At 27.8% G+C, this 284-nt stretch carries 1 protein-coding gene; it reads right to left on the bottom strand.

Features of this window, described 5'->3' with window-relative positions; genetic code table 11:
- Nucleotides 1–61: 61 nt before the first annotated feature.
- Nucleotides 62–284, bottom strand: a 223-nt coding sequence (locus ACJDU8_RS25840) for an IS3 family transposase (RefSeq protein ID WP_406795042.1), incomplete at its 5' end; no start/stop codon positions are given.

Genomic DNA, 284 nt, shown 5'->3' with positions numbered 1-284 from the left:
TGGTACTATGTCAAGAAAAAGTACAAATTAAAATGAGAAAATCCCAAGATATTCCCATATTTTAACTTGCCGTGGACATACTGATCCTTTTGAATTTTTCATATGCTTTTTCAAATTCATTTGGTGACATATAATTACAATGACTATGAATTCTTATGGTATTATAAAATGTTTCAATGTACTCAAATACAAGAATATAAGCATGACGGTAATTTTTAATTCTAAAACGATTTATCCATTCACGTTTAATAATTGCATGGAAAGATTCAATACAGGCATTATCC

It is taken from the genome of Candidatus Clostridium eludens, from assembly GCF_045310515.1.
GTDB classification, from domain to species: domain Bacteria; phylum Bacillota; class Clostridia; order Clostridiales; family Clostridiaceae; genus Clostridium_B; species Clostridium_B eludens.
This window is presented reverse-complemented; position numbering and strand designations above follow the sequence as displayed.